This window comes from Pyxidicoccus caerfyrddinensis, assembly GCF_010894405.1.
In the GTDB taxonomy this organism is placed as follows: Bacteria; Myxococcota; Myxococcia; order Myxococcales; family Myxococcaceae; genus Myxococcus; species Myxococcus caerfyrddinensis.
In genome coordinates this window covers 39,226-62,184 of the sequence record NZ_JAAIYA010000041.1, presented here as the reverse complement: position 1 = coordinate 62,184, position 22,959 = coordinate 39,226, and the positions used below count along the sequence as shown (strand labels likewise).

Here is a 22,959-nt window from a genome sequence, read left to right as displayed (position 1 = left end):
GCGTTCATGTAGGCACGACAACGCGCAATTTCAGTGCCAATCACTGAAAGCCTGTTCCGTCCCAAGTTGCGATCAGCGGCGACAGACTGAAGGCCCGTTCATGTAGGCACGGCAATTCATTTGAGTGGAGGTCTCTCGCCTGCCCTGCGGTTGCAGTAGCGGGCGCGCGCCGGGCACCGCTTGCTTCCCCCTCCCCTCGCCCCCAGCGTTGGGATTGATGCTCCACCCGGAGCAGGAGGCAGGGAGATGGCGAAGAAGAAGATCGTCGAGGGCTACGGAGGGACGAGCGAGCAACGCCAGCGTCACCTCCAGAACGACAACTTCTCCGAGCGGGCGCCTCACACTCCGGCAGAGGCGGAGCAGGTCCGCAGCACGCCGGACAAGGACGGCAGCGTGGTGACGGTCCACCCGCTGGGCGACGAGGACTCCGAGGACCTCTGGCGCGGCGAGCCGTGAGCCGGCGGGCCCTTCAGCGCATGAAGAGGAAGTAGAGCACCGCGCTCAGGGCAGCGGAGACGGCGATGCTGCCGAGGCAGCCGAGCTTGTTCGAGAAGAAGAAGAACATGGGCGTGCCGGAACCTACGCATCGCTCGGGACTGCGGTAGTCCGCCCCGGGACTTGCACGGCCAGGTGTAGGCCATTGTCGGCCATGGAGCGCTCGGCCGGTTGCCTATTTCTCTCGACTTGCAAGACTGCAAGAGCTTCGACGGGGCCTGCCTCACAGGTCGCGACGGAGCTCACGCAGTTCATCTGGGACGGTGATTGGCTCGCTCAACTCGCTGCTCGGCGAGGTCGGCCTGGCGGCGCGCAACGTCTTCCTGTTCCGGAACTACCTGGACGTGCTCGAGCTACCGGATGCGTCGACGCGGGGTACCTTGCCGGCCGGGCCGCTGCGCCGGGGAATCGGGGTGCGCGACGCCTGGTTCCGCTACGAGCCCGATGCCCCCTGGGTGCTGCGAGGACTCAACCTGAGCCTGGGCGCGGGAGAGACAGTGGGCATCGTCGGCCTCAACGGAGCCGGCAAGAGCACCCTGGTGAAGTTGCTGTGGCGGTTCTGGGAGCTGGAGCGCGCTTCCCCTGGGCTACCAGACGCTGCTCAGCCGCACGCTGGGGGCCGCGGACTGGGACGGCGCCGAGCAGCACGGGGTGGCCCTGTCCGGTGGAGAATGGCAGCGGGTGGTGCTCGCGCGTTCCCTGCTTCGCTCCGACGCGGAGCTGCTCATCCTGGACGAGCCGAGCTCCGGGTTGGACGCGGACGCCGAGTACCAGCTCAACCAGACGCTGCAGCAGCACGGCGTGGGGAAGACCCGCCTGCTCATCTCGCACCGGCTCAGCGCGCTGAGGGACGCGGATCGGATCGTGGTGCTGGCCGATGGCCAGGCCTGCGAACAGGGCACCCACCGGGAGCTGCTGGCGACGGGAGGCACCTATGCGCGGCTCTTCAAGCTGCAGGCGTCTGGGTATGAGGACGTGGCGGCCTCAGATGGCCGACTCGGGCAGCCACGGGAGATGAAGGGGTGACCGCGTACTGGCTGGCCGCGGGAGTGGTGGCAGCGGCGCTCGCCCTGGTGGCGATGGCGCGGAGGCGCTGGCTGGTGGTGACGGTGGATGGCCACAGCATGTCGCCGACGCTGCATGACCGCCAGCGACTGGTGGCCCGGCGGTTGATCCACCCCAGGCTCGATCGGGACTTGAACCGGGGGGACATCATCGTCTTCGTGCTTCCCAGCTGGCGCGACAACCCGGAGCTGCGTCACATCAGCCACCGGGTGAAGCGCATCGCCGCCGTCCCGGGAGACCTGGTTCCCGAGTGGGCGAGACAGGCCCTGGCCGTGACGGCCGACGCGCGGGTGCCCGAGGGACAGGTGGTGACGGCTACGCGCCGCGCTTCAGCCGCTCCACGTACTCCGCGGGCAGGCCCGCCGCCTGGGCGCCGCGCACCAGCGCCTCCACGAAGCGCGGGCTCACCGGACCGTCCTGCGAGGCGCGCCGCGGGTTGGTGACGAACGCCGTGGCCTCCACCTCCTGGCCATCCACGCGCACGCGCACGGGGCGCTCCACGCACATCCCCGTCACGAAGCCCTCCTTGTGCTGGACGATGGGCCAGTCCTGGCCGCGAATCTCGAACAGGCGGCCGTACACCTTGGCACCCGCCGCGTCCGCCAGCCCCGCCACCCGCCCGCCCCACCAGCGCGAGGGGAAGTCGTAGACGAGGTCCACGTCCACCGCCTCCGCCAGCCGCCCTTCGGGCAGCTCGAAGAAGCCGTAGCTGTGCTGCTGCTTCCACTCGTCGAAGGCGGCGCGGTCCAGGATGGTGGAGTACGCGAAATACAGGCGCGTGGCCGAGGGGTCCGCCCCCTCGCGCGCCTTCATCACCTGGTCGTAGTGCGAGTCCATGGTCCGCCCTCTTAACGTTTTTCCCTGCGCGGCGTGCCCGCTTCGTCACGGAACACGGCGAGCACGCCGGACACGTCCAGCCGCGACGTCTTGATGAACAGCCGCAGCGCGCGCTCCACGTGCTCGGCCAGCGTGGTCATCTTCTCCAGCCGGGCCAGCCGCTCGCCGGGTATGCCGGTCACCGACTGCGCCAGCCGCCGCGCCTCCGCCAGGTCCGCGCGGATGCGCGCCACGAAGCCCGCCTCGCGCTCCTCGATGACGTGCGTCACCATCCGCACCAGGTCCGTCTCCGCCGCGTAGCGCCACGCCGAGTCCTGCGGCAGGCGCACCCGCTGGATGACACCCCAGCGCTCGAGGTCTCGGAGCAGCATCGACACGCCGCCCTTGGACAGGTCCAGCTCGCGCTCGATTTCTCCCGCGGTCAGGGGCTCCCCACGCAGATACAGCAGGGCCCACACACGGCCCTGGTTGCGCTTGAAGCCCCAGAACTCGATGACATTGCCCACCGCGTCCACCGCGATGGCCTCCCACGGCGCCAGCTTTCCCTCCTGCGCTGGCACCTCGGATGCCGGGCTCCCGGGTCCCCCCGTCCACAGGTAGCCCTTCATGCAGCGCGCCCCTGGACCTGCTCGGCGATGCCGGCGGACAGCTTCCGCGCCCAGCCCACCAGCTCCGCGCCGGCCGGGTCGCTGGCGAAGTGGCCCAGCTTGTCGAGCGCCGCTTCAATCTCGACGTTCATCCGCGCCATGGCCGCCTCCACCGCGCCCGTGGCTTCGATGGCCGCGCCAATCTCCTTCGTGCGCTCGGGCGTAATCGTGGAGAACGCCCAGGCGTCCTTCAGCTTGCGGCGCAGGGACTCCTCCTTGGCCACCGCCAGGAGGATGGGCATGGACGGCGTGCGCGAGTGCACGTCCGCGTAGCGCGGCTTGCCCACGTCCGTGCCGAGGATGTCCCGGATGTCGTCGGCAATCTGGAAGGCCACGCCCAGGTGGCGGCCGAAGCCGTCGAAGCGCTCCACGGCCTCCGGGTTGTCCGACAGCGTGGCCGCGGCGCTGCCGCACCAGCCGAACAGCGAGCCCGTCTTGCCCTCGGCGATGAAGCGCAGCCGGTTGAGCGGCAGGTCCAGATCGCCACGGGCCTCCACCTCGGCGATGGCGGCGCGGGTCATCTCGGCGACGACGGAGAGCGCGCTGCGCGTCAGGCGGGCGTCCAGCATGGACAGCTGGTGCAGGCCGGTGGAGAGGATGAGGTCACCGCTCATCACCGCCACGATGTTGCCCCAGCGTGCATTCACCGTGGGCCGGCCGCGGCGGAACATGCCCGCGTCCACCACGTCGTCGTGCAGGAGGCTGGCGGAGTGGATGAGCTCCGAGGCGACGGCCACGTCCACCAGCCCCTCCGGCTTCACGCCCACGGCGCCGCCGAACAGCCGCACCAGCATGGGACGCGCCCGCTTGCCGCCGCTGCCCAGGCACAGGTGACGGGCCGCCTCCATGAGGGTGTCGCCCTTCACGTCCGGACCGGCGTTGCCGTCCACGAGCGTGCTCCCAAGCCGCTGCTCCACCGCCCCCAGAAAGTCCGTCAGCTCACGAGCCAGGTCCATGTGCGCCGTCTCCTCGCCCGTTCATATAGTTCAAGACCGCGTGAACTGCACCTGAATCCAGCGCCCCCCTGCAGGCGGGCGAGCGGGGTGGGACATGTGGCCTGCGCCCGCCTGGGGGGCAGCCGTGCGCGAGGGGTTCACCGGGGGCGGATTGAGGGGCCGGGAGGGCTGTGCGACAGATGATGGGCCCCGTCGCTCTTCGAGGAAGGACCGCGTTGAGCCCCGCCGCCTTGCGCCGTCACGTCCTGAGCAGCTTCGCCTCGCTCGCCACCGCCGTCCCGCTGTTCCGCCCCGGCTCGTCGCTGCCGGGCTCCTCCGCGCCGCTGTTGGGCGCGCCCCCCGCGGACGGGCCGGGCCCCGGCTCCACCCGGGCCACCGGCCGGCTGCGCCGCACCATGGGCGCCTCGGTGGTGGAGGGAATGTTCGCGGAGGTGTTCACCGCGTGCGCGGGCGCCACGGTGCTCACGGCCTGGGCCATTGCCCTGAAGCTGGGGCCGTTCCTCGTCGGGGTGATGACCGCCCTGCCCTTCTTCGCCCAGTTCGTGCAGTTCCCCGCGGCGTGGCTGACGTCCACCTTCGGCCACCGCCGGGTGGCGCTCACCGCGGTGTGCCTGTCTCGTCTGGTGATGTTCCCCCTGGCCGTGCTGCCATGGCTGGGATTGAGCTTCTCCGCGCAGCAACAGTTGTTGTTGGCGGTGGCCTGCGCCTCCGCGCTGCTGGGCGTGGTGGGCAACAACGCGTGGGTGGCGTGGATGGGGGAGCTGGTGCCGCGCTCCGTGCGGGGCCGCTTCTTCGGCCGGCGCACCGCGCTGACGACGCTTGCGGGCACACTGGCCTCGCTCACCGCGGGCCTCCTCATGGACAGGCTGCGCAAACCCGAGGGCGTGGGCCTGGGGCTGCCCCTGCTCGCCCTGGGCGCCTGTGTCATGGGCGTGGTGACGACGCTGCTGATGGCCACGCAGCACGACCCGGCCCCGCCGGGCACCACGCCGCGCCTGGAATTGAAGGGCGCGCTGGTGCCGCTGAAAGACGCGACGGCGCGGCGAGTGCTGGGCTACCAGATGGCGTGGAACGCGGCGGTGGGCGTGTCCGCGCCCTTCTTCGCGCTGCACAGCCTGCAGAACCTCAAGATGACCTTCGTCATCATGGCGCTGCACGCCGCGGCGGTGGCGGGGGTGCGCATCCTCACCGCGCCGCTGTGGGGGAAGATGATTGACAAGGTGGGCGCGCAGCCGGTGCTGATGGCGTGCTCGCTGGGCATCAGCACCATCCCCGTGCTGTGGCTCCTGCCGTCGGCGGGCACCCTGTGGCCGCTCCTGTTCGACGTGCTACTGGCCGGCTCGCTGTGGAGCGGACATGGCCTGGCCATCTTCGCGCTGCCCCTCACCGTGGCCCCGCGCAAGGGCCGGCCCTTCTACCTCGCCGCCTTCGCCACCGCGGGCGGGCTCGCGTACGCCGCCGCCGCCGCCGTGGGAGGCGCCATCGCCGCCGCCCTGCCACAGCAGTTCATGCTGGGTGGCCACGAGTGGGTGAACCTGCACGTGCTGTTCGTGCTGTCCTCCGTTGCCCGGCTGGGCGCGGGCCTGCTCGCCGCGCGCATCTCCGAGCCCGGTGCGCAGCCCGTGCGCTCCGTGGCGGAGATGGCCGCGCGGCTGCTGCCCCGCCTCCGTCCCGCGCCCGCGCTGGCCCCGGCGCGCTCGGGCGACGGCGAAGGCTGAGTCGTCAGACGCGGTAGGCCCGCACCACCTGGGACACGCGCTCGGAGAGCATCTTCAGGGACACCGCCGCGTCGCTGGTGGTGGAGATGCGCTTCACCGTGTCGCCCATCAGCGTGTTCAGCTCGTTCACGGCGGTGAAGATCTGCTCGATGCCGGTGGCCTGCTGACTCACCGTCCGCGCAATCTGGCGCGCGGAGTTCGTGCTGTCCTGGACGATGCCGGTGAGCTGCCGAAGTGTGTCCCCGGACGTGCGCACCTGCGTCAGGCCCGCCTCCATGCGCTGGGTGCCCGCCGCGGTGATGTCCACCGTGCCGGCGATGGCCTCGCTGATGTCCGAGAGAATCGCCCGCACCTGATTCGTGGCCCGGATGGACTGGTCCGCCAGCGCGCGAATCTCCCGCGCCACCACCGAGAAGCCCTTGCCGTGCTCGCCCGAGCGCGCCGCTTCAATCGCCGCGTTGACCGCCAGCAGGTGGGACTGGTCCGCCAGGTCCTTCACCGTCTCCGTGATTCCACTGATCTGCTGCGTGCGCTCGCCCAGCGACATGATGCGCTCGGCGATCTGCTCCACCTGCGCGCGCAGGTCCACCAGCCCCTCGATGCTCGCGGCGATGGCCGTCTCGCCGGTGCGACCCAGGGACTCGGCGCGCTCGGCCACCTGGATGACGGACTCCGCCGAGTCCGATGCCATCAGCGCCGTCTGGCGGATCTCCTGCGCCGTCACCTGCGTCTCCTGCAGGGCCGCGGCGCTGCGGGAGACCATCTGGTTCTGCTGCTCGGAGGACTCGTTGAGCCCCGTCACCGAGTCGCTCAAGAGCTCCGTGGACGCCTGCAACTGGTGCAGCAGCTCCTTCAGCTTGCCCACGAGCATGCCGATGGCGCGCGCCAGCTGCCCCACCTCGTCCGTGGAGCTGATGTGCACCGACTCGCGCAGGTCGCCGTGCTCGGCGATGCGCCGCACCGCCGCGGTGAGCTGGTTCAGTGGCGCGACGATGCGGCGGCTCAGCGCGAAGGCCACCGCCGTGAGCACTCCCAGCGCGCCCAGGAGCACCAGGCGCAGGGTACCCAGGGTGTCCTCCACCCGCTCCCGCGCCTCCGTGCGGTTGAAGCCCACGTGGACCACACCGAGCCCGCCTGGAATGGGCGCGTTCATGTCCAGCAGCTCCGAGCCGCCCGACAGCAGCGCGCTTCCATGCGCTGCCTTCGCCAGCCGCTCGTGGTGCTCGCGGAGCGTCTGCGCGTGCCGGCCCGCCACCGCCACGAGCACACCGTTCGCGTCCACCACCGCCACGTAGGCCAGCTTCCCTTCACGGGCCACGGTGTCGAGCGTGGCCTGCACCGCCGCCGGGTCCTTGCCCCGGAGCTGGCCCGTCAGCGTGGAGGCCAGCGCCGTGGGCACCGCGGCGCCCAGCTCGCGGCCCTGGTCCTCGAAGGACTGGCGCATGCGGGGCACCGTGTAGCCGAACGACAGCAGAGTGAAGAACAGCGCCACCAGCAGCGGCGCGAGCGTGAGCTTCTGCGTGAGGGAGAGTTGCATCCGGGCACAGTCTGGGTGCCGCCGCTCCGAGCGTGCAACCCCACCTCCACGCATGCGGGAGAGTACCTAGACGCGCGAGGTCTGCCAGCACCCCAACGTCACTGCACCACGCGCGCCGGACTCCTTGGCAGCCACACGATGAAGCTGGTGCCGTCCTCTTCCGAGGAGCGCACGTCGATGTGACCTCCATGGCCGAGGACGATCTGCCGGGTGATGTAGAGCCCGAGGCCGATGCTCCCCCGCCCCTGCGCGGCCGCGGGGCCTCGCCGGTAGGGCTCGAAGATGGTGGGCAGCAGCGCCGGGGGAATGGGCGCGCCGGCGTTGTGGACTCCCAGTGAGACTCCGCTCTCCTCCGCGCGCGAGGACACGCGCACGGGCGCGTCGTCCGGACTGTGCTGGAGCGCGTTGCCCACCAGGTTGGTGATGACCTGGGCCAGCCGGTCCTCGTCCCAGTCGCCGTGCCCGTCGCCCCGCACCTCCACGGAGATGCGGCGCCCGGGGTTGGCCAGGTGCACCTCGTCCACCACCCGCTGCGTCAGCTCGTGCAGGTCCACCGGGCGCGGGTGGATGGGAATGGCTCCGCCCACGCGCGCCTGGGTGAAGTCCAGCAGGTCGCGAATCATCCGGTGCGCGCGGTCCGCCGCGGAGACGATGCGCCGCAAGCCCCGGCTCTGCGCATCGGTGAGCGGGTCGTGCCGCAGCAGCGACAGCGAGGCCAGCGAGATGGCGTTGAGCGGGTTGCGCAGGTCATGGCTGACGATGGCCACCACGTCCTCGCGCATCCGCACCGCTTCCTGGGCCTCGCGCAGCAGGATGGCGTTGTCGATGGCGATGGCGGCGCAGTCCGCCACGGCGTGCGCAATCTCCAGCATGGTGGGCAGGGACATGCGGCCGGGCACCGAGGACGCCATGGTGAGGACGCCATGCCTCCGCCCCCGGGCCACCAGCGGGACGATGACCGAGGAGCGCGGGGCGAGCGCCTCCAGCGCGGCCCGGTGCTCCTCGTCGCGCGCCATGGCGTCCAGCCACCCGGGGACGACCTCGGTGGCCACCGGCTGTCCCGTCTCCAGCACGCTGGCGGCGGGACTGCGCGAGCCCTGCCGGGGCGTGAAATCCATGAGCCGGTCCGCCAGCGACTGCCGCGCCGGGTCCTTCGCCCGCACCACCTGCCGGTGGAGCTGTCCGTCCTCGCCCAGCAGATCCACCGTGCAGTAGTCCGCCAGGTGCGTCACCGCGAGCAGGGCCAGGCTGCGCAGCGTGGACTCCACGTCCAGCGACTGCGCCAACAGCGTGCCCGCTTCCTGCAGCAGGGCCTGCGCCCGCTGCGCCGTCTTGCGACGGGAGATATCCCGGACGATGCCGGTGAAGAAGCGGCCCCCGGGGAACACCGTCTCGCTGACGGCCAGCTCCATGGGGAACACCTGCCCGTCCTTGCGCTGCCCCAGCACCTCGCGGCCGATGCCCTTCCCCACCCAGGTGCGCAGGCAGGTGTCGTGCTGGCTCCGGTCCGGCTCCGCCATCAGCATGCGGATGTTCCGCCCCACCATCTCCTCCGGGCCGTAGCCGAAGATGCGCGGGGTGGCCGCGTTGACGCCGAGGATGGTGCCCTGGTCGTCGATGGTGACGATGCTGTCCACCGCCGTGTCGAGGATGGCCTGGAGCCGCGCCTCGTCGCGGCGCAGCCGCTCGGTGAAGGTGGCGAGCAGCGCGTCGATGGCCTGGTCCAGCCGCCGCACCTCCTGGAGGGTGATGGCTCCGGCGGCCTCGCGCTCCCACAGCGCGAGGATGGTGTCGCGCAGGTCGCCCAGCTCGCGCGCGGCGAGGTGCAGGTCATGGCCCGCCACCAGTCGCTCCAGGGCATGGATGTCCGGCAGGTCTCCCAGGGGCTCGCGCGCCCCGGGGTACCCAGAGCTCGCGCCGCGGACGACGTGGGAGATGCGCTCCAGCAACTGGAAGACCTGGTCCCTCGGCGCGGGGCCGTTCAGGTGCCGGGCCACGGAGTACGCGCGGACGCGGCGCTCCCACTCCGCCAGCACCTCCGCCCGCCGCGCCAGGATGAAGTCGCACAGGCGGAGGCCCGCATTGGTCGTCTCCACCCCCGGGTCGGCCATGCGTGGAAGGTAGTCACCACACCAGCCGTCCACCGGCGGGAGAGGAGATGGGAGGACATGCCCCTGCAAGCCGTGGTGCCCTCAGCCCCGCGTCTCTTCGCGCCGGGCCTCGGAGGCCGGACCGTGCTCCCGGGAGATGCGCACGAGTTCGATGAGGCGGCGCCGCGCATCCACCGCGTAGTGGATGGTGAGGTCCTCGATGCGGAAGCTCGGGACTTCCTCCACAGGCGCGTCCTGGGACGCCAGAGCGGCCTGCCAGGCCAGCGACTCCAGCCGGGCCTGGATGGCGCGATAGGTTTCGCGTGGCAGGTGGGAGACCTGTCCCCAGGCCTCGGTCGCGATTTCGACCGTGTACGGGCGGTGGATGTTCTTTGAAGACCTCATACGCGGTTGCTGCCCAAAGCAGTCCGCGTGCCAACGCCACGATGAGGAAAATCGAACTCTTGCGGCCCCCCTCTCTTGCGTCCCTGTAGAAACGCAAGGCACGGACAGGGCGGGGCTGAAAAAACTCCGCCCCGTCCCCGGGCCCTCAGGGAGCTTCACCGACGCCGCTCGTGGCCTTCAGCCCGACGATGGCGACGAGCAGCAGCGACAGGAAGAAGATGCGCAGCGGCGTGGCGGGCTCGTGGAAGAGGACCATGCCCAGCACGGCCGCGCCCAGCGCGCCAATGCCCACCCAGACCGCGTAGGCCGTGCCGATGGGCAGCGTCTTCGCGGCCAGGCCCAGCAGCACCATGCTGGCGATGATTGCGGACCCGGTGAGGATGCTGGGGATGGGGCGCGTGAAGCCCTCGGTGTACTTCAGCCCGATGGCCCAGCAGACCTCGAGCAGCCCGGCGATGATGAGAAGGACCCACGACATGACGCACGACTCCCGTGTTCGCGTCGTCTTGTCCTGACCGGGTACGGCGCGCCTCGTCCGGGCCCGGCTCGCTCTCCATGAGCCGCCGTGCGTACTCGGCTATAACGCCGCGCACCGCCCGCTTCAACCGGCACGAGTCAGTGCGCGGAGACGTGCCCGGAAGCAGGCGGCATGGCGTGGGGCGCCCGGCCCTTCGCCAGGCCGTGGCGCCGGGCGGCCGCCTCGACGATGCGCTGCACGAGCTGCGCGTAGGACATGCCCCGCTCGCGCGCGCCGAGCGCCACCTCGCACTGTGCCTCCAGGTAGGGATTGGGGTTCACCTCCAGGAGGTACGGCTCGTTCGTGCGGCTGGACACCCTGAAATCGATGCGGGCGTAGTCGCGCAGCTTGAGCGCGCGGAAGGCCGTCACCGCGGCCCGCTCGATGCGGCCGCGCAGCTCGTCGGACAAATCATGTGGCATCACCAGCCGGGGGCTGCCCTCCGTCTCCGGGGCGAACTTCACCTCGCGGTTGGCGATCTTCATCCGCTTGCGACTCCACTTCTTCCCGAAGTCCAGCTCCACCACCGGAAGCACGTCCGGATTCGCGTGGTCGCCGAGCACGCCCACGTAGAGCTCCCGCCCCTCGATGAACTCCTCCGCGAGCGCCTCGTCGTCGTACTCCTCGCGAATCTTCCGCACGCGCCGGGCCAGCCCCTCCATGTCCTTCTCCACGCCCAGCCCCATGGAGGCGTCCGAGCGCGCCGGCTTCACGATGAGCGGGAACTTGAGGTCGGCGCTCGTCTGGAAGGAGTCGCCGTCGAACGTCGCGAAGCGCGGGGTGAGCACACCGTGGAACTGGAGCAGCTGCTTGGCGAGGATCTTGTCCTGCGCCAGGAGCAGGCCCGCCGTGCCCGAGCCCGTGAAGGGCACGCGCGCCAGCTCCAGCACCGCGGCCACATTCACTTCCAGCCGGTAGTCCTCGGCGAACGTCTCGCAGATGTTGAAGACGAGGTCCGCGCGGCTCCACGACACCTGGCGCATGAGGTCGGTGACGCTCTCGTCCACGCCGACGTCCACCGTCGTGTGGCCCGCCTCCTCCAGGGCGGCGCGCACCTGCCCGACGACGGCGTCGGGCGCCTCGCCCTTCGGCTGGTAGTGGAGGACCGCGATGCGAAGGGGGCCAACGGGCATGGTCATTCCTCGTAGAAGCGGTCGGTGTAGAGGTGGTTCATCGCCAGCGCCGTCACCAGCGAGGCGATGTGGACGGCGGCCTCCCGGCTGTCGTCCGGGTGCAGGGTGAGGCCGAGCGCGGCGGTGCGCTCGGCGAGGTGGTCCACCAAGGCGCGCACCACGTTGGGGCTCACGCCGGTGTAGCGGCTCACCGCGCTCAGCAGGCGCTGGCGCTCGGAGCGGACCAGCGTCTCCGCGCGGGCAGGCGCTTCGCCCGGGCCGTAGAAGATGTCCTCCAGCGCCTGGTCGAAGGCGTCGCGCAGCTCCAGGTCCACCTTCGCGTCCAGCTCTCGCTGGCGGTAGTGGTCCAGGACGGTGCCCTCCATCTCCTCCGTGGTGAGGTCCGGCTCGGCGAGCTGCACCAGCGGCGGTGTGCGGCCGAGCCGCGCGACGGTGTCCTCCACGTACTGGAGCTTCTTCAGCGCGCCCCAGCCCTGGTAGCGCTTGCGCCACTCGCTGCCGGGGGTGAGCCAGACGGCGAACGTCTCCGCGAAGTCCTCGTCCGGGTGCTTCTGCGCATACCAGCCGGAGATGTGGTGCACGTAGCGCCGCGAGAAGGGCCGCGCCTTGTAGTCGTCGCGGTAGGGGCGCGAGTAGTCGCCGAACAGCTTGCGCCACTCGTCCGTGTCGTAGAGCCGGTAGGCGTAGTTGAAGGCGTGGCCGGCCTCGTGGCGGAGGTACATGAGGATTTCCTCCTCCGTCTCCACGCTTCCGCCCAGCTCCTCCTCGATGGAGTGCAGCGCCGCGTCCGCCAGGTAGAAGGGCACGCCGATGACGGGCACCCCGGACGGACAGCCCCACTCGTCGGACAGGTAACACTGGGGCTTGAAGGAGATGCCCTTGGCTTCCAGCTCCGCGTGGAGCTGGGCGATGTCGCGCTCCAGCTGCGTGCCCGCGAGCCGGAGCGACAGATCCTTGATGCGCGCCTGGAGGAGCTGCTCGCGCTGGGGCGGCAGCCGGCCGCGTCCATCCCCCTGCTGGGCGGGATGTTTCTCGCGCATCGGCAAGCCGGGATGGGAAGAAGGCGGAGTCAGCATGCCGCCTTCTAGATAAGGCTCACCCCGCCGAGCGGACAGCCTGGGCGGGGCCGGGGGCAGCCGGGCGACCGAGCCCCCGCTGGCTACCTCCTGAGCCGGACGGTGGGACTCCCCAGCCGTCAGCTCCGGCTGCACGCGTCCACTCGTGCAGCCGGGCCCCATTCGCGGACGGCCTGCTCAGGCGTGGCTTTGCTGGAAGCGGCGGAGGGCCTCCTCCACGTCGTTGGCGAGCGCCATGACCTGGTCGCCCACCTCGGACTTTCCATCCTCCTGGGCCTGCCGCATCTTCTCCTTCACGCGCTCCTTCATGGGCCCGATGCTCATGCTGCCCGGTGCCTGGCTCGGCACGAACTCGATGAGGCTCTCCGCGAACTTCTTCACCAGCCCCTGGGCCGGGACGAAGAGGAACATGCGCTCGCCGTACCACTGCGTGTACAGGCCCGAGTGCGTCGCGTACTCGAATGGATCGGAGCGCAGGTTGAAGATGTACGGCCACGCCGGATTGAAGCGCTTGCCGCTGAACCACATGTCGGGGCCCTCGCCGTCCTGGTAGCTGAAGATGATCTTCCAGTCGTCGTACCGCACCGCCGCGATGTTGCCGCTGTCGAGGACGTAGATGAACTCGTGGCGCCGGCTGGGCTCCGTGCCGGCCAGCAACGCGCGCTGGTCGTACCCGTCCAGGTGGACTCGGAACTTCTTGTTCCCCACCTGGTGGCCCTGCTTGCACTTCTCGGCCAGGTCCTCCGGGCCGCCCGCCGCGGCGACCAGCGTCGGCATCCAGTCCTCGTGGGCGAAGATGTCGTTGATGACGCGGCCCGGCTCGATGACGCCCGGCCAGCGCACCGCGCAGGGGACCCGGACGCCGCCCTCCCACGTGGAGCCCTTCTCCCCCCGGAACGGGGCATTGCCACCATCCGGCCAACCCATCTTCTCCACGCCGTTGTCCGTGGAGAAGACGACGAGGGTGTTGTCGGCGATGCCCAGCTCCTCGAGCTTGTCCAGGAGCACGCCGACATGGTCATCCAGCTCGGTCATGGCATCCGCGTACAGCCCCTTGCCCGTCTTGTTGCGGTACTTCTCCTGCAGGAACGTCCACACGTGCGTGCGCGTGGAGTTGTGCCAGATGAAGAAGGGCTTGTTGTCCTTCGCCGCGCGCTCCATGAAGGAGAGCGAGGAGGCCAGGAACTCCTCGTCCACCGTCTCCATCCGCTTCTTCGTCAGCGGGCCCGTGTCCTCGATGCGCTGCCGGCCCACGCGACCCCAGCGCGGATCCTCGGTGGGGTCGTCGCGGTCCGTGGCATGGCAGTGGAGCACGCCTCGCGGGCCGAACTTCGCCTTGAAGGCCGGGTCCTTCGGGTAGTCGGGGCACTCCGGCTCGTTCTCCGCGTTGAGGTGGTAGAGGTTGCCGTGGAACTCATCGAAGCCGTGCACCGTGGGCAGGAACCGGTTCGAGTCCCCCAGGTGGTTCTTCCCGAACTGGCCGCAGGTGTAGCCCAGGGGCTTCAGCAACTCCGCGATGGTGGGGTCGCCCTCCTGGAGCCCGTAGTTCGCGCCCGGCATGCCGATGGTCGTGAGCCCCGTGCGCAGCGGGTTCATGCCGGTGATGAACGCGGCGCGGCCCGCGGTGCAGCTCTGCTGCCCGTAGCAGTCCGTCAGCAGCGCGCCTTGCTTCGCGATGCGGTCGATGTTGGGCGTGCGGTAGCCCATCATCCCCTGGTTGTACGCGCTGACGTTCCAGAGGCCGATGTCGTCGCCCCAGATGACGAGGATGTTCGGCTTGCGCTGAACGTCGCCCTTGCCGTTACCGCCGCGCCCGTGGCCGTTGCCGTTGCCGGACGTCTTGCCCTTCTTTTCCTGCGATGCCATGCCGCTCCGCCTTCCCGTACCGTGCGGACCGCCCTCGGGCTCCATGCCCTCCGGCCCCTGGCGGGCCGCGGGCCGCTCTCGCACGTCGCACAGGGTGGCCAGTCTGTAGCGAAGGGACACCCATCCTTGCCGGGAGGGACGAGCGGCTCGCGGACGACACCCGCTCCGCGGCCCGCGTGGAAGGTCGAACACCCTTCCCCGCGGCACGGGGCGCATGCTGCTACTGGTGGGCCATGATGTTCCGCATCTCGGCTTCCTTGTCCTCGATGATGTCGCCGGACACGTCGACCACCACCTGCTCCAGCTTCCCGCTGAAGGGGAACGGGGCGGTGTAGTCCGTCGTCACGGAAGAGCCTTCATCCCGGCCGCAGGTGAGGCCCTCGGTGATGCCGATGTCGAGCGGAATGGTCACCGGGAGCTGGAGCTGCCCCGCCAGCTGGCGGTCGATGTAGAGCTGTGCCCGCCCCGGCGAGCCCCTGCCATGTTGGATGTCCGGCTGACCCGTGGGCTCGAACTCGAAGCGGAGCTCGTGGCGGCCCTCGGGAATCGTCGCGTTGGAGGCCAGGTGGTGGTGCTCCATGCCCACGTAGTTGTAGGCGTAGTGCAGCCGGTGGTCCTTCACGTAGAGCACGTACCCGCCGGATGACCCGCCTTGCGCCACGAGGACGCCCTCGGCGCCGTCCTGGATTTCGACGGTGGCGGTGATGCTGTGCGGCCGGTTGAGCAGGCGTGGCGCAACCTTGTTCGAGACGGTCGACGTGCCGGGGAAGAAGACGTAGCGCTGGAGCCCCTTGGCGAGCTGCGGGCGATCATCGACCAGTCGGGTGGCACCGCGGCTGTCCAACGGCAACACGTTGTACTTGCCCGCCTCCACGTACCAGAGCGCGATCATCTCGATGAGCTTCTCGCGATTCTTCGCCGCCACGTTCTTCGTCTCGGAGAAGTCCTCGGCGACGTGGTACAGCTCCCAGCCGTGCGCATCCAGCTCGCGCAGCTTCTCCTCGGTGACAATCAATTCACCGAAGCCCACGCCGGCCTCGGTGAAGGACGGCCCGGGCACCGGACAGACGGCGCGCCAGCCGTCGTGGTAGATGGACCGGTGGGCGAACATCTCGAAGTACTGCGTGCGGTGCAGGCTCTCTGCCTTCGCGTCGTTGAAGCTCCGTGCGAACGAGACGCCCTGGATGGGTGATTGCGTCACCCCGCGGACCTGGTTCGGCGGCTCCATCCCCAGGCACTCCAGCACGGTGGGCACCATGTCAATCACGTGCGCGTACTGGCCACGGACCTCGCCCTTCGACTTGATACCCTTGGGCCAGTGGACGATGAACGGGTCGCTGGTGCCGCCACGGTACGTCTCACGCTTCCAGCGGCGGAAGGGCGTGTTCCCCGCCCAGGCCCATCCCCACGGGTAGTGGTTGAAGTGCTTGGGCCCTCCCAGCTCATCGATGGCGGCGAGGCCGTCTTCCAGCCGCTCGGGGACGTTGTTGAAGAACAGGTTCTCGTTGACCGACCCGTTCGGGCCGCCCTCGGGGCTGGCGCCATTGTCGCTGACGACCATCATGACGGTGTTTTCGAGCTGCCCCGCCCCCTCAAGGAACTGGATGAGCCGGCCCAGCTGATGGTCCGTGTGCTCGAGGAAGCCGGCGAACACCTCCATCATCCGCGCATAGAGCCGGCGCTGGTCGGCGGACAGCGAGCTCCACGCATGGACGTCGGGATCTCTCGGGGACAGACGGGTGCCGGGCGGCAACAGCCCCATCTTCATCTGCTGCTTGTAGACCTTCTCGCGGTAGGCATCCCAGCCGTCGTCGAACTGTCCCTTGTAGCGGTCCGCCCATTCCCGGGGGACGTGGTGGGGAGCGTGCATCGCGCCGGGCGCGAAGTAGAGGAAGAAGGGCTTGTCGGGGGCGACCTGCCGGGAGTCCGCGATGAACTCGATGGCGTGGTCCACCAGGTCCTCGGTGAGGTGGTAGCCCTGCTCCGGAGTCTTCGGCGGCCGGACCTGGTGGTTGTCGTGAACGAGGTCCGGGTAGTACTGGTGGGTGTCACCCCCGAGGAAGCCGTAGTAGCGCTCAAAGCCGCGTCCCAGCGGCCACCTGTCGTAGGGGCCGGCGGCGCTCGACTGCTCAGCGGGGGTCAGGTGCCACTTGCCCACGGCATAGGTGTTGTAGCCTTGTGGCAGGAGCACTTCGGAGAGGAAGCAGTTCTCGAAGGGGATGATGCCGTTGGAGCCTGGATAGCCGGTGGCCCCCTCGGTGATGCACGCCATGGCGTTGGAGTGGTGGTTGCGGCCCGTCAGGATGCAGGAGCGGCTGGGCGAGCACAGCGCGGTGGTGTGCAGGTTGTTGTACCGGAGGCCGCCCGCCGCGAGCCGGTCCAGGTTCGGCGTGCGGATGGGTGAGCCGTAGCACCCCAGGTGTCCGAAGCCGGTGTCGTCCAGGACGATGAAGACGACGTTGGCCGCGCCCTTCCTGGCTCGCATCGGACTGGGCCAGGAGGGCTCGGACTCCTCGAAGGTCCTGCCCGCGACCCCGTTGAATGCTTTTCCCGGCTCGTATTCCTTCAACGGCATGACGCACTCCTTCGAAACATGGACGCGAAGGGCGAAGGTAGGTTCCGGTGCGCCGTGGTGAAGCGGGACGCCGGGTGGAAACGGCGTTGGGCACACTACGAACGGGCCCGCGAGGCCCCGGGGGGCCGTACCCGGCGCGTGCGGTGGAAGACCCTGCGCTCCAGCATCGCCACCAACCAGCTCAAGGTGGCGACACTGGGGGCGAGCACCACCGCCAGGACGGGGCTGCCGAGCGCCGCCTCGCAACCCACGGCCGCCGCCACCCAGATGGACGCCGCCGTGGTGATGCCCAGGATGTAGTTGCGCCGCTTGAGGACGCTCGCGGCGCCCACGAAGCCGATGCCTGATGTGATGCCCTGCAGTACACGGAGCACGTCCTCATCCATGCGCGTGCCGAAGCGGACCGCGGTGGTGCAGAACAGCGTGGAGCCCAACGTCACCAGCAGGTGCGTCCTGACGCCTCCAGGCCGCCGACGGTACGGAAGCCCCAGGGTGATGCCGGCAAGCGCCGCCAGGACGATCCGTACCCACAGCTCCGACTCCGTCTTCCACTCGAACATGCGTCGGGCTCCCGGGCCACGCCAGGCGTACCGCTCCCCCCTTCCGTGACGCGCGAGGGCCAGGAAACGGTGCGTGCAACATCCGCCGCCCACCATGGTCCGAGAGGTGATGGCCATCGTTCACTGCGCTGGCACGCTCACAACCTGCTGACCGCAGGAGCCTTCCTACCGCCCGGCGGCACGGCCCTCCCTCCCTCCAGCCCGATGATGTGAGGCCCGGCCATGTGCTTCCTGAGTCCGCGGTTACGGACGCAACCGGGAGACAAAAGGAAGACGACCATGGCAAAGAAAGACAGCAACAAACCGAACATCCTGGTGATCTTCGGCGACGACATCGGCATGAACAACATCAGCGCCTATTCCCACGGCGTGATGGGCTACAAGACGCCCAACATCGACCGGCTCGCGCGAGAGGGCATGATGTTCACCGACTACTACGGTGAGCAGAGCTGCACGGCGGGCCGCGCGGCGTTCATCACCGGCCAGAGCGTGTTCCGGACCGGGTTGAGCAAGGTGGGACTGCCGGGTGCCGCGAATGGCATGCGCCCCGAGGATCCCACCATCGCCGAGCTGCTGAAGCCCCTCGGCTATGCCACCGCGCAGTTCGGAAAGAATCACCTCGGAGACCGTGACGAGCACCTGCCCACCATGCACGGCTTCGACGAGTTCTTCGGCAATCTCTACCACCTCAATGCCGAGGAGGAGCCGGAGCGGTACGACTACCCCTCGCCGAAGGACTTCCCGCAGTTCCGGGAGAAGTTCGGTCCCCGCGGCGTCCTCCACTGCCGGGCCAATCCGGAGGGCGGGCAGAAGATCGAGGACACGGGGCCGCTCACCGCCAAGCGCATGGAGACCGTCGACGACGAGTTCCTCGAGGCGGGCACGAAGTGGATCCGCGAGCGGAACGCGGACGGCACCCCGTGGTTCATGTGGTTCAACACGACGCACATGCACCTGTACACCCACGTGAAGCCCGGGAGCCGCGGCCAGGCGGGGCGGTGGCAGTCCGCGTACCACGACACGATGGTCGACCACGACAAGCACGTGGGCGCGATGCTCGACCTGCTGGACGAGCTTGGCATCGCGGACAACACCATCGTCATCTACAGCACGGACAACGGGCCGCACATGAACTCGTGGCCCGACGGCGGCATGACGCCCTTCCGCAGTGAGAAGGACACCAACTGGGAGGGCGCCTACCGGGTGCCGGCCTTCATCCGCTGGCCGGGGCACATCCAGGCGGGCTCGGTCTCCAACGAAATCGTGAGCCACCTGGACTGGCTGCCCACGCTGCTGGCCGTCGCCGGTGCTCCCGACGTCAAGGAGCGGCTGCTGAAGGGACACAAGGCGGGCGGGAAGACGTTCAAGGTGCACCTGGACGGCTACAACCTCCTGCCGTACCTGACGGGCCAGGAGCCCAAGAGCCCGCGCGAGGAGTTCTTCTACTTCTCCGACGACGGGGACCTGGTCGCGGTGCGCTTCGACAACTGGAAGATGACCTTCCTGGAGCAGCGCGCCCCCGGGACGCTCAAGGTCTGGGGAGAGCCCTTCATCGTGCTGCGCATGCCGAAGTTCTTCAACCTGCGTACCGACCCCTTCGAGCGGGCGGACATCACCTCGAACACCTACTACGACTGGTGCCTCAAGCACGCCTTCCTGGCGGTGCCGACCCAGGCCATCGTCGGGAGGTTCCTGGAGTCCTTCAAGGCCTTCCCGCCCAGGCAGAAGGCCGCGAGCTTCACGGTCGACCAGGTGATGGAGAAGCTCACCGCCGGCCTCACCAGCCGGTAGGCGCTACGCCGTCGTGCCGGAGCGGGAGGAAAGCTGTCTCCCGCTCCGCTCACACCTCCAGGACGATCTTCCCGAAGCTGGCGTTGGACTCCATGCGCCGGTGCGCGTCCGCCGCGCGCTCCAGCGGGAAGGTCGAGTCGATGATGGGGCGCATGCGCCCGGCCACCAGCTCCGGCAGCCACCGCTCGCGGAAGCGCCGGGTAACGGCCGCCTTCTCCTCCGGGGGCAGCGGGCGCAGCGCCATGCCCTTGAGCTGCAGGCGCCGCATGACCACCTGCCGCAGGTCCAGCTCCGCGCTCATCCCCTCCAGCATGCCCAGCAGCAACAGGCAGCCGCCGAACTTCAGGACGGACAGGTTGCGCTCCAGCGCCGCGCCGCCCACGAAGTCCTCCACCAGGTCCACGCCCGCGTTGCCATTGAGCGCCGGCACCTCGCGCGCGAAGTTGCGCTCCGTGCGCAGCACGCCCGCATCGGCCCCCAGCTCCAGGCACCGCCGCCGCTTCTCCTCCGTGCTCACGGTGAAGAACACCTTCGCCCCCACCGCGCGCGCCACCTGGATGCAGGCGGTGCCAATCCCGCTGCCGCCCGCGTGGATGAGCACGGACTGGCCCGCGCGCAGGCCGCCCAACTCCAGCAGCGACTCGTTCGCGGTGATGAAGGCCTCCGGCGTGGCCGCGGCGTCCACGAAGGACCAGCCGTCCGGAATGGGGATGGCCATCCCCTGCTCCATGAGGCACGCCTCGGCGTAGCCGCCGCCGTCCACCAGGCCGAAGACGCGCTGGCCCGGGGTGAAGCCGCGCACCTCGGCGCCCATCGCCTCCACCTCGCCCGCCACCTCGATGCCCATGCGCGGGCTCTTGATGCCGGGAGGCAACGGGTAGCCGCCACTGCGCTGCACCGTGTCCCCGCGATTCAGGGCGGCCGCGCGCACGCGCACGCGGAGCTGGCGGGGGCCCGGCTGCGGGCGTGGCAGCTCCCCCAGCCGCATGACCTCCGGCCCGCCGAACTCCTCCAGCACCACGGCGCGCATGAGCGCTTCAGTAGTTGGCATCGACGTCCACACTGTGCTTGCGCAGCGGCACCAGGAAGGAACGCTCGAAGGTCATGAAGACGGTGCCGTCCGCCTTCAAGCCTCTCGTCTCCACGGAGACCACACCCTGCGTCTTGCGAGACTTCGACATGCGTTTGTCCAGCACGCGGCTCTCCGCGTAGATGGTATCGCCCACGAAGACGGGGGCGGTGAGACGGACCTTGTCCCAGCCCAGGTTGGCCACGCCCTTGGCGCTGGTGCTGTTGAGGCTCATACCTCCAACGATGGCCAGCGTCACCAGGCTCGACATCAGCGGCCGCTTCCACTCCGTCTTGCTGGCGTACACCGCGTCGATGTGGAGCGGGTGCGTGTTGAGGCACAGCAGCGACTGCCAGATGTTGTCCACGTCGGTGAGGGTGCGCCCGGGCCGGTGCTCGAACACGTCCCCCACCTCGAAGTCGTCGTAGTAGAGGCCGTGCGTCTCGCGGTAGCGCTGCTTGCCCACCTTCTTGTGGGCGGTGACCATCTTCTTCATGTGTCTCCCCTGCCGGCGCTCGTGCGGAGCACCACGGGCTCCAGCGCCTCCTCCATCGCCACGCTCGCCAGCACCCGCCGTGCGGCCGCCACCAGCGGCGGGCCCACCATGTTGCCGCCGACGAGGTGGATGCCGCCCTTCCCGTCATCCGCCTGGGCCAGCACGCGCCGCGCGTGGTCCACCATGCGGGCGCTGGGACGGAGCGCCTCGTGGATGACGTCTACCTGGTCCGGGTGGATGACGATTTTCGCGGTGAAGCCCAGCGCGCGCGCCCGGCGCGTCTCCTCCGCCAGACCCGCCGGGTCCTCCAGGTCGAAGAAGGGCGAGTCGATGGCGGTCAGGCCGGCGAGGCTCGCGGCCATGGCGATGCGCGAGCGCGCGTACAGCATGGGCTCCCACGACATCGGCACGCCGAGCTGCGACGACAGGTCCGCCGCGCCGAAGATGAGGCCCCGCAGCCGGGGCGTGGCGCCGGCGATGGCATCCACCGCCGACACGCCCCGGGGCGTCTCGATGATGGCCAGCAGCACCGCGTCCGGGATGCGCTCGCCGAGCAGCTCGTCGAGCTGCTGCAGCTCCACGGGCGACTCCACCTTGGGCAGCAGGATGGCGTCGGGCTGGGCGTCCGCGTCCAGCAGGGCGAGCACGTCCCGCAGGCCGTCCACGGTGCGCAGGCTGTTGATGCGCACGGACATGGGGCCCCGGGGGCGGGCGCGGCAGAGGTGGTCGACAGCGAGCCGGCGCGCCTCGGCCTTGAAGGCCCCGGGCACGCCGTCCTCCAGGTCGAGCAGCCCCACGTCCGCCCCCACCGCCGCCGCCTTGTCGAAGCGCGCGGGGTCCAGGGCGGGAGTCACGAGGTAGGTCCTGCTGGGAATGGGCAACGGCATGACGGCTCCGCTCTCGGGTTTCACGCCACCGGCGCTGACACTTCCTGCACGGCGTCACACAAGCGCTGCACGTCGTCCTCGGACAGGTTGGCGCGCAGCATGATGCGCAGGCCCGCCCGCCCCTTGGGGACGATGGGGAAGAACACGGCCGACGTGTAGAAGCCCCGCTCCAACATCCGCCGGGAGCGCTCCACCGCCGCGGCCTCGGGGCCTACCTCGATGACCTTGATGGGGAAGTCCTCGCCCAGGGTCCGCGTGGGGATGCGCGCGTCGAAGGCGCGGATGTTGGCGCGCAGCGCCTGCTGCCGCTTGTGCAGCTCCGGCGAGCCATGGATGCGCGCGGAGGCCTGGCTGGCGCCGATGGCGGGGATGCAGAGGCTTTGCGACCAGCCCAGCGGCCCCGCGAAGCGGCCCACCAGGTCCGTGTGATGGGCCGCGCCGAGCATCACCGCCCCACCCGCCGTGCCGAAGCCCTTGCCCAGCGAGCCGATGATGATGGTGCGCGGCCCCACCTCGCCCCCAATCAGCGTCCGCACGAAGCCCTCGCCCGCCGTGCCGTAGAGCGAGAGGGAGTGCGAGTCGTCGAAGTAGAGGAACAGGCCGTAGCGGTCCTGCAACGCGAGCAGGTCCTTCACCACCGCCGCGCCGCCCATGGAGTAGAAGCCGTCCGCCACGTAGGCCACGCGCGCGTGCTTGCGGCAGACGTCCTCCAGGAAGTTCAAGTCATTGTGCGGAGAGGTGAGCACCTCCGTCTCGTCCGCGCAGATGGGCTTGATGAGGTTCATCGAGAAGTGCGCCGCCTTGTCGAAGACGAGCACCGGCTTCTGCTTCTCGGGCAGCAGGTGCCCCGAGGCGATGAGCGGCAGCAGCCCCGCGCTGGCCGCGCTGGCCGTGGTGGTGACCACCGTCTTCGCGCGCCAGAGCCGGGACAGCTCCTCCTCCAGCTCGTCCAGGATGGACACGCGCACCCGCAGCCGGGAGATGGCCATGTCCATGGTCTTCTCGCTGCGCAGCGCCTCAATCGCGCCCTCGAGCACGTCGGGGTGCGAGTCCAGCCCCAGGTACGAGCAGGAGCACATGTTGATGAACTCGCGGCCGTCCGGCAGCGCGAGCGAGCCCCGTCCGGTGTTGCGCACCGACAGGTCCAGCAGCCCCGCCTCCTTCGCCGCCTGGAACGAGGGGTTGCCGTGGACGATCATCGACTCCGTGTTGCGGTAGCGGTTCTTCTCTTCCATGGGA

20 protein-coding genes, 2 pseudogenes and 1 riboswitch are annotated in these 22,959 nt (G+C 69.7%); of the genes and pseudogenes, 6 read left to right on the top strand and 16 right to left on the bottom strand.

All coding sequences use genetic code 11. The features are described from left to right. The first annotated feature begins 246 nt into the window (after nt 1-246). From G4D86_RS49090 to G4D86_RS54460, 4 genes and pseudogenes are all read left to right on the top strand, one after another. Nucleotides 247-456 (top strand): hypothetical protein, encoded by a 210-nt coding sequence (locus G4D86_RS49090; RefSeq protein WP_164002568.1) that lies wholly within the window; start codon nt 247-249, stop codon nt 454-456. A gap of 302 nt (nt 457-758) precedes the next feature. Further along, nucleotides 759-1,007 (top strand): annotated as a pseudogene (locus G4D86_RS54195) (ABC transporter ATP-binding protein); the annotation flags it as partial. Between the two features lie 172 nt (nt 1,008-1,179). Further along, nucleotides 1,180-1,521, top strand: a complete 342-nt coding sequence (locus tag G4D86_RS52425) for a hypothetical protein (RefSeq protein WP_240360920.1) — start codon at nt 1,180-1,182, stop codon at nt 1,519-1,521. Continuing rightward, a pseudogene (locus G4D86_RS54460) lies at nt 1,518-1,793 on the top strand (S26 family signal peptidase); the annotation flags it as partial. The gene G4D86_RS52425 and the pseudogene G4D86_RS54460, both read left to right, overlap by 4 nt. Nucleotides 1,794-1,875: 82 nt before the next feature. Here G4D86_RS54460 and G4D86_RS49075 read toward each other — a convergent pair. Genes G4D86_RS49075 through G4D86_RS49065 form a run of 3 tightly spaced genes read right to left on the bottom strand, consistent with a single transcriptional unit; the run spans nt 1,876 to nt 4,000 of the window. Then, complete coding sequence (locus G4D86_RS49075) at nt 1,876-2,397, bottom strand: gamma-glutamylcyclotransferase (protein WP_164002564.1); 522 nt, start codon at nt 2,395-2,397, stop codon at nt 1,876-1,878. 11 nt (nt 2,398-2,408) lie between these two features. Beyond that, the gene (locus G4D86_RS49070; RefSeq protein WP_164002563.1) at nt 2,409-3,005 is read right to left on the bottom strand and encodes a GbsR/MarR family transcriptional regulator; all 597 of its coding nucleotides are present in this window, start codon (nt 3,003-3,005) and stop codon (nt 2,409-2,411) included. Continuing rightward, nucleotides 3,002-4,000 (bottom strand): polyprenyl synthetase family protein, encoded by a 999-nt coding sequence (locus G4D86_RS49065; protein WP_164002561.1) that lies wholly within the window; start codon nt 3,998-4,000, stop codon nt 3,002-3,004. Before G4D86_RS49065 ends, G4D86_RS49070 begins: the two co-directional genes overlap by 4 nt. Nucleotides 4,001-4,215: 215 nt before the next feature. Here G4D86_RS49065 and G4D86_RS49060 point away from each other — a divergent pair, with 215 nt between their 5' ends. Then, complete coding sequence (locus G4D86_RS49060) at nt 4,216-5,718, top strand: MFS transporter (RefSeq protein WP_164002559.1); 1,503 nt, start codon at nt 4,216-4,218, stop codon at nt 5,716-5,718. 4 nt (nt 5,719-5,722) lie between these two features. Here G4D86_RS49060 and G4D86_RS49055 read toward each other — a convergent pair whose 3' ends face one another. From G4D86_RS49055 to G4D86_RS49015, 9 genes are all read right to left on the bottom strand, one after another. Continuing rightward, nucleotides 5,723-7,255 carry a methyl-accepting chemotaxis protein gene (locus G4D86_RS49055; protein WP_164002557.1) on the bottom strand — a complete coding sequence of 511 codons (1,533 nt, stop codon included), beginning with the start codon at nt 7,253-7,255 and terminating at the stop codon, nt 5,723-5,725. A gap of 98 nt (nt 7,256-7,353) precedes the next feature. Then, nucleotides 7,354-9,366, bottom strand: a complete 2,013-nt coding sequence (locus tag G4D86_RS49050; protein WP_164002556.1) for a sensor histidine kinase — start codon at nt 9,364-9,366, stop codon at nt 7,354-7,356. Between the two features lie 81 nt (nt 9,367-9,447). Continuing rightward, nucleotides 9,448-9,750, bottom strand: a complete 303-nt coding sequence (locus G4D86_RS49045; protein WP_164002554.1) for a hypothetical protein — start codon at nt 9,748-9,750, stop codon at nt 9,448-9,450. 145 nt (nt 9,751-9,895) lie between these two features. Then, a complete protein-coding gene (gene sugE / locus G4D86_RS49040) occupies nt 9,896-10,228 on the bottom strand; it encodes a quaternary ammonium compound efflux SMR transporter SugE (protein ID WP_164002552.1) in 333 nt (110 codons plus the stop codon). 17 nt (nt 10,229-10,245) lie between these two features. Beyond that, nucleotides 10,246-10,317, bottom strand: a riboswitch (guanidine-III (ykkC-III) riboswitch). Between the two features lie 48 nt (nt 10,318-10,365). Beyond that, nucleotides 10,366-11,400: a D-alanine--D-alanine ligase family protein gene (locus tag G4D86_RS49035; RefSeq protein ID WP_164002550.1), complete on the bottom strand. Its 1,035-nt coding sequence runs from the start codon at nt 11,398-11,400 to the stop codon at nt 10,366-10,368. Between the two features lie 2 nt (nt 11,401-11,402). Continuing rightward, on the bottom strand, nt 11,403-12,440 hold the full coding sequence (locus G4D86_RS49030; protein WP_164002548.1) for a putative zinc-binding metallopeptidase: 1,038 nt from the start codon (nt 12,438-12,440) through the stop codon (nt 11,403-11,405). 213 nt (nt 12,441-12,653) lie between these two features. Beyond that, on the bottom strand, nt 12,654-14,342 hold the full coding sequence (locus G4D86_RS49025) for an arylsulfatase (protein WP_164002546.1): 1,689 nt from the start codon (nt 14,340-14,342) through the stop codon (nt 12,654-12,656). Nucleotides 14,343-14,562: 220 nt separating this feature from the next. Further along, nucleotides 14,563-16,917: an arylsulfatase gene (locus tag G4D86_RS49020; protein WP_164002544.1), complete on the bottom strand. Its 2,355-nt coding sequence runs from the start codon at nt 16,915-16,917 to the stop codon at nt 14,563-14,565. Nucleotides 16,918-17,012: 95 nt separating this feature from the next. Continuing rightward, nucleotides 17,013-17,477, bottom strand: coding sequence for an MgtC/SapB family protein (locus G4D86_RS49015; RefSeq protein WP_164002542.1), 465 nt, complete (start codon nt 17,475-17,477; stop codon nt 17,013-17,015). 279 nt (nt 17,478-17,756) lie between these two features. On the opposite strand from G4D86_RS49015, the gene G4D86_RS49010 reads away from it, so the two are divergent. Then, entirely contained in the window at nt 17,757-19,268 is a 1,512-nt protein-coding gene (locus tag G4D86_RS49010) for an arylsulfatase (RefSeq protein ID WP_164002540.1), read from the top strand. Nucleotides 19,269-19,317: 49 nt separating this feature from the next. Here G4D86_RS49010 and G4D86_RS49005 read toward each other — a convergent pair whose 3' ends face one another. From G4D86_RS49005 to G4D86_RS48990, 4 genes are read right to left on the bottom strand one after another with little or no spacing between them, the layout of a single operon-like run. Next, the gene (locus G4D86_RS49005; RefSeq protein WP_164002538.1) at nt 19,318-20,298 is read right to left on the bottom strand and encodes an NAD(P)H-quinone oxidoreductase; all 981 of its coding nucleotides are present in this window, start codon (nt 20,296-20,298) and stop codon (nt 19,318-19,320) included. Between the two features lie 7 nt (nt 20,299-20,305). Next, the gene (locus G4D86_RS49000) at nt 20,306-20,833 is read right to left on the bottom strand and encodes a MaoC/PaaZ C-terminal domain-containing protein (protein WP_164002536.1); all 528 of its coding nucleotides are present in this window, start codon (nt 20,831-20,833) and stop codon (nt 20,306-20,308) included. Beyond that, nucleotides 20,830-21,720 carry an HpcH/HpaI aldolase/citrate lyase family protein gene (locus G4D86_RS48995; protein ID WP_164002534.1) on the bottom strand — a complete coding sequence of 297 codons (891 nt, stop codon included), beginning with the start codon at nt 21,718-21,720 and terminating at the stop codon, nt 20,830-20,832. The genes G4D86_RS49000 and G4D86_RS48995 overlap by 4 nt, the downstream gene beginning before the upstream one ends. Before the next feature lie 20 nt (nt 21,721-21,740). Then, nucleotides 21,741-22,955: an aminotransferase class I/II-fold pyridoxal phosphate-dependent enzyme gene (locus G4D86_RS48990; RefSeq protein ID WP_164002532.1), complete on the bottom strand. Its 1,215-nt coding sequence runs from the start codon at nt 22,953-22,955 to the stop codon at nt 21,741-21,743. Nucleotides 22,956-22,959: the final 4 nt, after the last annotated feature.

What these genes read in the sequence shown, in the direction of transcription:
- G4D86_RS49035 (WP_164002550.1), bottom strand. Translation starts at nt 11,400, where the DNA reads ATGCCCGTTGGCCCCCTTCGCATCGCGGTCCTCCACTACCAGCCGAAG.
- G4D86_RS49045 (WP_164002554.1), bottom strand. Translation starts at nt 9,750, where the DNA reads ATGAGGTCTTCAAAGAACATCCACCGCCCGTACACGGTCGAAATCGCG.
- G4D86_RS49090 (WP_164002568.1), top strand. Translation starts at nt 247, where the DNA reads ATGGCGAAGAAGAAGATCGTCGAGGGCTACGGAGGGACGAGCGAGCAA.
- G4D86_RS49055 (WP_164002557.1), bottom strand. Translation starts at nt 7,255, where the DNA reads ATGCAACTCTCCCTCACGCAGAAGCTCACGCTCGCGCCGCTGCTGGTG.
- G4D86_RS49010 (WP_164002540.1), top strand. Translation starts at nt 17,757, where the DNA reads ATGGCAAAGAAAGACAGCAACAAACCGAACATCCTGGTGATCTTCGGC.
- G4D86_RS49020 (WP_164002544.1), bottom strand. Translation starts at nt 16,917, where the DNA reads ATGCCGTTGAAGGAATACGAGCCGGGAAAAGCATTCAACGGGGTCGCG.
- G4D86_RS48995 (WP_164002534.1), bottom strand. Translation starts at nt 21,720, where the DNA reads ATGCCGTTGCCCATTCCCAGCAGGACCTACCTCGTGACTCCCGCCCTG.
- G4D86_RS49030 (WP_164002548.1), bottom strand. Translation starts at nt 12,440, where the DNA reads ATGCGCGAGAAACATCCCGCCCAGCAGGGGGATGGACGCGGCCGGCTG.
- G4D86_RS49005 (WP_164002538.1), bottom strand. Translation starts at nt 20,298, where the DNA reads ATGCGCGCCGTGGTGCTGGAGGAGTTCGGCGGGCCGGAGGTCATGCGG.
- G4D86_RS48990 (WP_164002532.1), bottom strand. Translation starts at nt 22,955, where the DNA reads ATGGAAGAGAAGAACCGCTACCGCAACACGGAGTCGATGATCGTCCAC.
- G4D86_RS49015 (WP_164002542.1), bottom strand. Translation starts at nt 17,477, where the DNA reads ATGTTCGAGTGGAAGACGGAGTCGGAGCTGTGGGTACGGATCGTCCTG.
- sugE (WP_164002552.1), bottom strand. Translation starts at nt 10,228, where the DNA reads ATGTCGTGGGTCCTTCTCATCATCGCCGGGCTGCTCGAGGTCTGCTGG.
- G4D86_RS49065 (WP_164002561.1), bottom strand. Translation starts at nt 4,000, where the DNA reads ATGGACCTGGCTCGTGAGCTGACGGACTTTCTGGGGGCGGTGGAGCAG.
- G4D86_RS49050 (WP_164002556.1), bottom strand. Translation starts at nt 9,366, where the DNA reads ATGGCCGACCCGGGGGTGGAGACGACCAATGCGGGCCTCCGCCTGTGC.
- G4D86_RS49070 (WP_164002563.1), bottom strand. Translation starts at nt 3,005, where the DNA reads ATGAAGGGCTACCTGTGGACGGGGGGACCCGGGAGCCCGGCATCCGAG.
- G4D86_RS49075 (WP_164002564.1), bottom strand. Translation starts at nt 2,397, where the DNA reads ATGGACTCGCACTACGACCAGGTGATGAAGGCGCGCGAGGGGGCGGAC.
- G4D86_RS49000 (WP_164002536.1), bottom strand. Translation starts at nt 20,833, where the DNA reads ATGAAGAAGATGGTCACCGCCCACAAGAAGGTGGGCAAGCAGCGCTAC.
- G4D86_RS49025 (WP_164002546.1), bottom strand. Translation starts at nt 14,342, where the DNA reads ATGGCATCGCAGGAAAAGAAGGGCAAGACGTCCGGCAACGGCAACGGC.